7 protein-coding genes and 1 riboswitch are annotated in these 8,450 nt (G+C 40.4%); of the genes, 5 read left to right on the top strand and 2 right to left on the bottom strand.

What is annotated here, in order from left to right; all coding sequences use genetic code 11:
• Both LNTAR_RS24360 and LNTAR_RS24355 read right to left on the bottom strand, forming a co-directional pair.
• Positions 1-209 (bottom strand): P-II family nitrogen regulator (locus LNTAR_RS24360; RefSeq protein ID WP_007281448.1); only part of this gene is annotated, 209 nt, incomplete at its 3' end.
• 17 nt (positions 210-226) lie between these two features.
• Positions 227-1,723, bottom strand: coding sequence for an ammonium transporter (locus LNTAR_RS24355; RefSeq protein ID WP_007281447.1), 1,497 nt, complete (start codon positions 1,721-1,723; stop codon positions 227-229).
• A 468-nt stretch (positions 1,724-2,191) separates the two neighbouring features.
• Between LNTAR_RS24355 and LNTAR_RS24350 the strand changes: the two genes are divergently transcribed.
• The 5 genes from LNTAR_RS24350 to LNTAR_RS24330 all read left to right on the top strand — a co-directional run.
• Positions 2,192-3,706 (top strand): serine/threonine-protein kinase, encoded by a 1,515-nt coding sequence (locus tag LNTAR_RS24350; protein ID WP_007281446.1) that lies wholly within the window; start codon positions 2,192-2,194, stop codon positions 3,704-3,706.
• 2 nt (positions 3,707-3,708) lie between these two features.
• Positions 3,709-4,449: an ABC transporter ATP-binding protein gene (locus tag LNTAR_RS24345; RefSeq protein ID WP_007281445.1), complete on the top strand. Its 741-nt coding sequence runs from the start codon at positions 3,709-3,711 to the stop codon at positions 4,447-4,449.
• A 33-nt stretch (positions 4,450-4,482) separates the two neighbouring features.
• Positions 4,483-4,608, top strand: a riboswitch (cobalamin riboswitch).
• 124 nt (positions 4,609-4,732) lie between these two features.
• Entirely contained in the window at positions 4,733-6,751 is a 2,019-nt protein-coding gene (locus tag LNTAR_RS24340; protein WP_007281444.1) for a TonB-dependent receptor, read from the top strand.
• A 12-nt stretch (positions 6,752-6,763) separates the two neighbouring features.
• On the top strand, positions 6,764-7,624 hold the full coding sequence (locus tag LNTAR_RS26360) for an ABC transporter substrate-binding protein (protein WP_007281443.1): 861 nt from the start codon (positions 6,764-6,766) through the stop codon (positions 7,622-7,624).
• Positions 7,614-8,450: FecCD family ABC transporter permease (locus tag LNTAR_RS24330; protein WP_007281442.1), on the top strand; the 837-nt coding region annotated here is incomplete at its 3' end. The genes LNTAR_RS26360 and LNTAR_RS24330, both read left to right, overlap by 11 nt.

The raw sequence follows: 8,450 nt of genomic DNA, 5'->3' as shown, positions 1-8,450 counted from the left end.
ACAAAGGAATCATTTATAGCAATTTCTATTCTTACTTTCTTGCGTAAATTTACTTCAATCTCAACACCACGGTAATTTTCAGTATAACCACCTTGTTGTCCAGCACCAAGTGCATTGGTAATAGACATGCGAGAAATTTCTTTTAAATAAAGAGCCTGTTTAACTGCATTGAGCTTCTGAGGCTGAATATATGCTACGATTAATTTCATTGTATAGACTCCTGAAATTACTGGTTGGTGAAGATTTGGAAACCACTATAAGCTTCCATACCGTGTTCGCCGAGGTCAAGACCTTCGAGTTCTTCTTCTTCAGATACGCGGAGACCAATAGTCACTTTGATAATTGTGAAGAGAATAAAAGCACAAACGAATGCGAATGCCACGATGCAAATTATTGATTTGATTTGAACCATTGTGTCTGCGTCATCACTGAAGATACCTGTCGCAATAACACCCCATGCGCCACAAACTAAGTGAACTGGGATAGCACCAACGGGATCGTCAATTTTGAGCTTATCGAGTAAAAGCACTGCGAGAACTACGAGGATACCTGCGATTGCACCGATAATAACTGCTGACATGGGACCTACGTTTGCCGCACCTGCAGTAATACCTACAAGACCAGCTAAAGCACCATTGAGAACCATTGAGAGGTCAGGCTTACCTGAAAGGATCCAAGAGAGAATCATTGCCGATACAACACCTGCTGTAGAAGCGAGAAGAGTCATAACCATGATACCAGAAGCTGCTAATGGATCTGCGTCTAACTGTGAACCACCGTTAAAACCAAACCATCCAAACCAGAGGAGGAAAGCACCGATAGCTGCGATAGGCATATTATGACCCATGATAGCGAAAGTTTTACCATTAACATATTTACCGATACGTGGACCGAGTACGATTGCACCTGCTAGAGCACCAGCACCACCAGTAGCGTGAACTAAACCAGAACCAGCAAGGTCAACAAATCCCCAGTCAGAGAGGAAACCACCGCCCCAGCCCCAAGAACCGATAATTGGGTAGATAATACCTGCGAAAACTGTGCAGAAAATAAGGAAAGAGTTAATTTTAATACGTTCACAAACAGCACCAGATACAATTGAAGCGGTTGCCGCAGCAAACATGGCTTGGAAGAGGAAGTCCGTCCAATAAGTGTAACCACCAGCATAAGTCATGGCAGATCCACCTTCAGCAGCTTCTAAACCAAAACCAGCAAAACCGAAGAAAGAACCAATACTGAACTCACCTGGATACATGATATTAAAACCCATCAATCCATAAACAAGAGTTGCGATAGCGACAATTGTGAAGTTCTTAAAGATAATGTTGCAAGAGTTTTTCGCACGTGAAAAACCAACTTCTAAACAACAGAAGCCTAAGTGCATGATAAAAACAAGTACAGCTGCCATCATCATAAAGACGTTGGATGTCCAGAATTTATCATCCGAAGCAAAGCTCAAGCTTCCTTCACCTTCAGCTGAGATCGTGTAAGTGACCACACCTGTGTAAGTTTCACTGATACCATCATCGACGACAGTCTTACTTCCTTCAACTGAAGCTGAAGTTTCTTCTTTTGTTTCGAGTTCATCCCAAGAGGCTTTTACACCTTCCTTGAAACTCTCGAGCGTGGCACCTTCACCACTTACCGCTAGCTCTGTACCAGCTTGAGCGGTGAAAACCCCTAGAGTCATAAGACACAAGAGGGCAATAATTAGTTTATTCATAGTTAAACTCCTAGTTTGTTTATTTTTCTGACTAAGCAGTCCTTTGTTTAGGCACTTCAAACTACATAAAAAGTTTTAAAAATCAAACAAGTCGTAAATATGTAATAATATTTACAAAAATTACGTTTTTTGATTATTTTTTATATAAACACTTCAAATTGAATGATTTATAAATAAAAATAAAAAACATAAGTAGGCTAAAAAAAATATAAGACTCTAAATCAATTATGAGTTTTTTACAATTTTGTAACCTTAGTGCCAATAAATTTCATAAAATGTCATAAAATCCCCACTGTGAATAAAAACAGTTAAAAACTGCAAAATGGTTAAGTTCATACCTAAAAGAGACAAAACTAATCTATTTAATAATAGAAAATATATTCGATAGTAAGTTAGTAGCATTGACTTAGTCCTATAAATATACGATAATTTGAAAGACAAACTGGGTTGTATAAGAAATGGGATCAAATGCAAGAAGATTTTAATCAAACAGAAAAATCGAATGAGGAAGCATTAGTAGACGCTAAGAGCCTCATCGAATCAGACTATAAATATAAAATCGTCAAAATGCTTGCTAAGGGCGGTATGGCTTACGTTTTTCACGCCATCGATACTAACTGCCAACGCTCAGTCGCTCTAAAGATGATGATTGAAGATAATAATAAAGAAGATGAGTTGGTTCGTCGCTTTATTGAAGAAGCTCAAATTACCTCACAATTAGATCACCCTGCCATCGTTCCCATTTACGAATTCAGCCGTGCACCTAATGGGCAACCCTTTTACGTCATGAAAATGATTAAAGGGGAAACTCTGGAGAAAATTATTCAGGAACAGAGAGAGGGCAATCCCAAGTATGTCAAAAAATTTCCTCTCTTAAGACTCATCGAAATATATATAAAGATATGTGATGCCATTGCTTTCGCTGCCTCTAAAAATGTCGTTCACCGAGATTTAAAGCCAGACAATATCATGATTGGTCAATACGGTGAGGTCTTCGTTATGGATTGGGGTATTTCCAAAGTTTGTAATCTGATGGAAACCAAAGAACTCATGCGAAGTAAACTCCCTACTGAGCTCGATGACTCTTTTATACGTACCTTAAGTGCTTATAGCGAGGTTAATGTCTCCTCTACTTTTCACGGACAAATTCTTGGCAGCCCCATCTACATGGCTCCAGAACAGACCTGCCAAGATTATGAAATTGATCCACGTGCTGACATCTATGCCCTTGGCGGTATTCTCTATGCTTTACTCACTCTCCAGGCTCCACATCCTAATAATAAACTCAAAGAAATTTTCCAAAATAAAATCAAGGGAAATATCATTCCGCCCTCAAAACGAGTAAAATCCCTGAATAAAAGTAAAGATTTTATTGTTCCCAGTTCTCTTGAAGCTGTTATCCAAAAGGCCATGGAAGTCAATCCTGAAAAGCGCTACCAAAAAGCGAGTCACCTGAAGCACGACTTAGAAAACTGGATTAATGGTTATGCCACGGACGCCGAGGGTGCTAGTCAGATACGTTTACTTAAATTACTTTTTATTCGACATCAACGTCTTGGACTTGTCGTTTCACTTCTCATTCTTTCAATCATTGTGTTTATTTTCCAGATCAATAGCAAACTTAAAATAGCCCAACTAGATCAAGAAGCAGCTTTAGTACAAGCGGATTCAAGTAGTTTGTACAGTGAAAAACAAAAAGTACTGCAACGTCAATTACGTAACCGTTTAGGTGCCAGCAAGGAGATCATTCCTTATATTAATGTATATATAAAAGAATTAACTCATGAGAAAAAATTTGACCAGGCCATAGTTTTAGCTGAGAAACTCATTATTTTAGAAAATAATCTTAAAAACAACATTCAATTAATTGAGCTCTATATATTTAATGAAAGCCCCGATATGGCTCATTCAAGAATAGAACGAGCTTTACAAGATTACCCTAATGAAATGAAATTACTCAATTTACTAAACAAACTGAATTAAGTATGCTAAACACGACAAACCTTTCTTACTCAATAGAGGGTAAAACCATACTAAAAGACATCAATTTTAGTTTAGAGCCAAACACCATCACTTGTGTCCTCGGCCCCAATGGCGCTGGCAAGACAACTTTACTTAAGCAAATTTGCGGCCTTAGCAAAGTTGAAAAAGGTACGATCACCATTGATAATAAAAACATCAGTAAAATGAATGAAAATCAACGAGCTTGTGAAATCGCTTATGTTCCTCAAAAGGCGTCCTCCCTTCCAAGTTTTACTGTGAGAGACTTTATTTTACAGGCTTCTTATTCTCATCAAGAAGGCCAAACTTTCCCTCCCTTGGATGATCTCCTTAGTATATGCGAATTAAATACTATTCAAAATCAGACTCTTTCTACCCTAAGTGGAGGTGAAATGCAACGAACTTTATTTGCTTCCGCACTCTATCAAGCCAGCCCTTTGATTCTACTAGATGAAGTCACGGCAGGTCTAGATCCAGCACACCACGACTCAATATGTCAATTAATTCAACAAACGAGAGAGTCACACAAGCTGACCTACTTATGGGTAACCCATGACATTAATAGAGCACTTATGTATGCTGATAGGATTTTAATTCTAAAAAATGGCGAACTCATTTTTGATGATAATCCACAAAGTCTTAAAGATGGCCGTTTTCTTTCACAAGTCTTTGATAAGCAGTTTAAAGTCCTCACTGATGACGAAGGCCAGAAATATCTCATCTAAAATTAAGATCACTTGACTAAAGCATTTGCTAAGCTACTATGCGCTCATCCTGAGCTTTTCCTGCTTAAATGAACAGGGGAATCCCGTGAGATTCGGGAACGGACGCGCCACTGTATGCCATTTAGGTAAGTCAGAACACCTCAGCCTGATTGTCTTCGCGAAATGAGACATGAAACTGGTTAAGCTCAATAGAAAATAAGTACACACGAATGTTCTGCCGAGCTTAAGCTCTTTTTAAGTTTGGTTATTCATGTACGATTTTTCAGAATACATAAGAAATACAATGAATTATAAACACTATTTTATTAGTTTATTCCTTAGTGGTGCAATCATCGCACAAGAAAAACCTCAATCAACTCAGGATACAAAGCCAACACAAACTCCCGCTGAAAATCTCACGCAAAGTGAAAAAGTTCAAGCAGAGTCTCCTCCAAAGAATGAAACTCTTCCTAGTGAAACTCACTTCATTACAGCCAGCCGAAGTGAAAGAGCTCCAGAGACTTTGGCGGCTAATGTCACGATCATTGGCCCCGAAAAAATTGCTCGAAGCAACGCGCGCAACGTGGCCGAACTCGTTAAGTACGAGGCTGGTGTTGACGTTAAGAAAAAGCTCAACACCCCCAGCTCTTATCGCATTGATGTTCGTGGATTTGGAGAAGTTGCATCAGCTAATACACTCGTTCTAGTGGATGGCAGAAAAATTAACATGCCTGACCTCAGCGGTATGAACCTCGACACCATCCCCTTAAACCGCGTTGAGAGAGTCGAAATTTATCGCGGTGGACGTTCGGTTCTCTATGGTGACAATGCAACTGGTGGCGTCATTAACATCATTACAAGAAAAGAAAGTCAAAATTCCAACACCCTAACATTAAGTGCAGAAGTTGGGTCTTATGAGTACTACCGACTCGGCGCTAGCCTTGAGGGTTTTGCAGAAGACCTATATTACGCCTTTGATTCAAGCTTTACTGAAAGCGACGGCTATCATGACAATAGTGGCTATAGAACTAAGACATTAGGTTTCAGTGTACTTTCAACTGAATTCGAAAACTTAGAACTTTCTATTTCTGGTGGTAAAAGTAAGTCACACTTTGATATACCAGGAGCTCGAAACGGCAAACGCGATAGTGCTTCTTATGATGGATACTACGGAGATTTAACCGAAGAATACATCAGCATTACGCCCAAGTACTGGATTACAGACAAAGTCGACCTTGAATTACAAATGAATTACCGTGAAGCAGAATTCGATTATACCTATCCTGCTGCCTGGGGTCCCTCTCCCGACACTTATACATCTGAAGATATTAGTCTATCACCTAAGCTCACTATAAGAGATAGATGGAATGGCGTAAACAATACTTTTGTTGTCGGTATGGATCACCGTTACAGTAAAATGGAAGATTATGGCCCCGACAAAAGCCGACGTTCCACTGGTGGCTACATCTATAACACCAGCGCCTTTTTAGACGACACACTCTTTTTGGATTTAGGTTATAGAAGAGAATCCGTACGTATGAATCTTAATAATGGCGAAGATTACGACACCAATAACCTCGATGCATTTAGTGCAGGCCTCACGTATAAATATGCTGATGAGAGTAAAGTTTTCATCTCCTACGACCGCTCATTTAGAACTCAACGAGTTGACGAGTTAGGTGGTGCCTGGGTTTGGCCCACGCCACCAAACGAAGAACTCGATCCGCAAATTACTAAAACTTGGCAAAGTGGTGTTCAACACCGCTTTAATGACCAGTGGCTAGGTGCTTTAACGCTCTTCTATATCGACACCCAGAACGAAATCTTCTATGATTCGACTGTGGGCTTTGGAGAGAACTACTCCTATGGAGAAACTACTCGTACTGGAGCAGAACTTGCTCTCGACTTTCAGGCAACTGAGGCTTTATCACTTTATGTAAACTACACCTACATGGATGCAGAACTTGGTGAAGATAGTCCTAGCAATGATGCCAATGACGGCAATACAGTTCCTGGTGTTGCTGAGCAGTTTGCCAACTTTGGTTTCTCTTGGGACTTCATTGAAAGTTGGAATCTCAACATGAATGCTCACTGGAATGATGATCAGTATGCTGAATCGGATTATGCTAATAATTCCGACAAACAGGACAGCTTCATTACAGTGGATGCTCGAGTTACTTACACGTGGAACTGGCTCTCTGTTTATGGTGGAGTTAACAACCTGTTTGATGAAGAATATAACGAATTCACCGCAACTTACGGTGAATATACTGCGCCAGAGCGTAACTTTGTGACTGGCTTTGTAATCACTCACGAATTCTAAGGTAGAAATAAAATGATGTCGCTGAATAAACTTATACTACTCCTTCTCTTACTAAGCATAAGAAGCTTTGGCAAAGAACATGTAGCTATTCAGCGCATCATTTCCTTAGCTCCTTCCATCACGGATACTCTTTATACACTAGGTCTTGAAGATAAATTGGTCGGCATCACCAACTACTGCCCCCCTTCTCCTTCAGGCAAAAAAATCACTGTCGTCGGCAGCATGAACCCTCCGCTTGAAGGTTTAGTTGTTTTAAACCCCGACCTCGTCATCACCCTCCATAGTGATAAAAGAACTATCGACAACCTAAAAAAATTGGGAATCAAAACCTTAAGCATCCGCAACGACTCCCTAGATAAGATCTATCAATCTTATCTTAAGATTGGAGAATTATGTGGAGTTCGCAAAGACGCACAAAAACTCCTCGACCAAACAAAACAAACTTTTGCGGAACTCGCAAAACTTCACAAAAACACTCCCAAAAAATCTCTCATCTTTATTTCACGATTAAGCACGACTCCTGGCAAAATTGCTCCTTGGGTAGCTGGCAATAAAAGTTTTTATGGGGAAATACTTGCCGGCCTCAATTCTCCTTCCGCAATTAAAAACGAAAAAAGTTTTTATCAAATCCCAGCAGAAGAACTTATTTTAGCCAATCCAGATTTGATCATCATTTTAACTCCCCGTGAACTCAGTAAAAAAGAACAAGAGCAAGAACTTAAAGCCTGGCAACAAATACCGACTCTTAGCGCTGTTCGCAAGAAAAAAATATTTTTTATTGGGAATTCTCACATCATGATTCCAGGACCCAAGATCTCGGCTAGCATGAAAGACTTTAGCCAGATTTTGCAACAAGCATCTGATGAAAAGTAAGCTACCACTTTTCCTTAGCCTACTGGCACTTATTCTGTGCCCCTTGTATGGCTTTAGTGAAATTGAATTAGCTAACATATTTGATCCTGAGCATCAACAACACTTAATCTTTTGGCAATTTCGCGTTCCTCGCATCCTGCTTTGTTGGGTGTGTGGCGCCGGACTCGCCATCGGCGGCATGGCTTTTCAAGCTCTCTTTCGCAATGAGCTTGCTAGCCCCTTTACCTTAGGAGTATCTGGCGGTGCTGCTTTGGGTGTCGCAGTTATTACCATGCTTGAAATCCAAATCATCAATGAGAATAGCTCTGTTTTCTATTCCTTAGCTGCTTTTCTGGGTTGCCTAATTGCCATCGCCTTTATTTTGATTTTTCACCGCCTACGTCCGCGAGCTCCCATCGGAGACCTTTTGCTTGCGGGCGTCGCTATTTCCTTTGTATTCAATAGCCTCATTCTTTTTATTCAATACATGGCCAACCCCGATGACATCACAAGTCTCGTTTATTGGATGATGGGTGGAATGCAAATCGTTGGCTACAAGCCCCTGCTCTACATTGCTCCTTTGGTCCTACCTGCCATGTTCATCATCTACTCATTGCGAAGTGAACTCGATTTACTCTTTAGTTGTGAGCAACTAGCTGCAACTCGTGGAGTGCAAATCCGCAAATGCCAACGCCTCATTTTCCTAGCTGTTTCCCTGATGTGTGCAGGCCTCGTCTCTCTCTGTGGCCCCATTGGTTTTGTGGGCCTCGTGGTCCCTCACATTGGTAGACGGATTTATGGTCCTAATCACAAAACACTCTTTTGGCAAAGCCTCTTCTTGGGTGCT

The sequence above is a fragment of the Lentisphaera araneosa HTCC2155 genome (assembly GCF_000170755.1).
Lineage (GTDB): Bacteria > Verrucomicrobiota > Lentisphaeria > Lentisphaerales > Lentisphaeraceae > Lentisphaera > Lentisphaera araneosa.
Note: the sequence above shows the minus strand (reverse complement) of the source record. Positions and strands in the feature narration are given on the sequence as shown.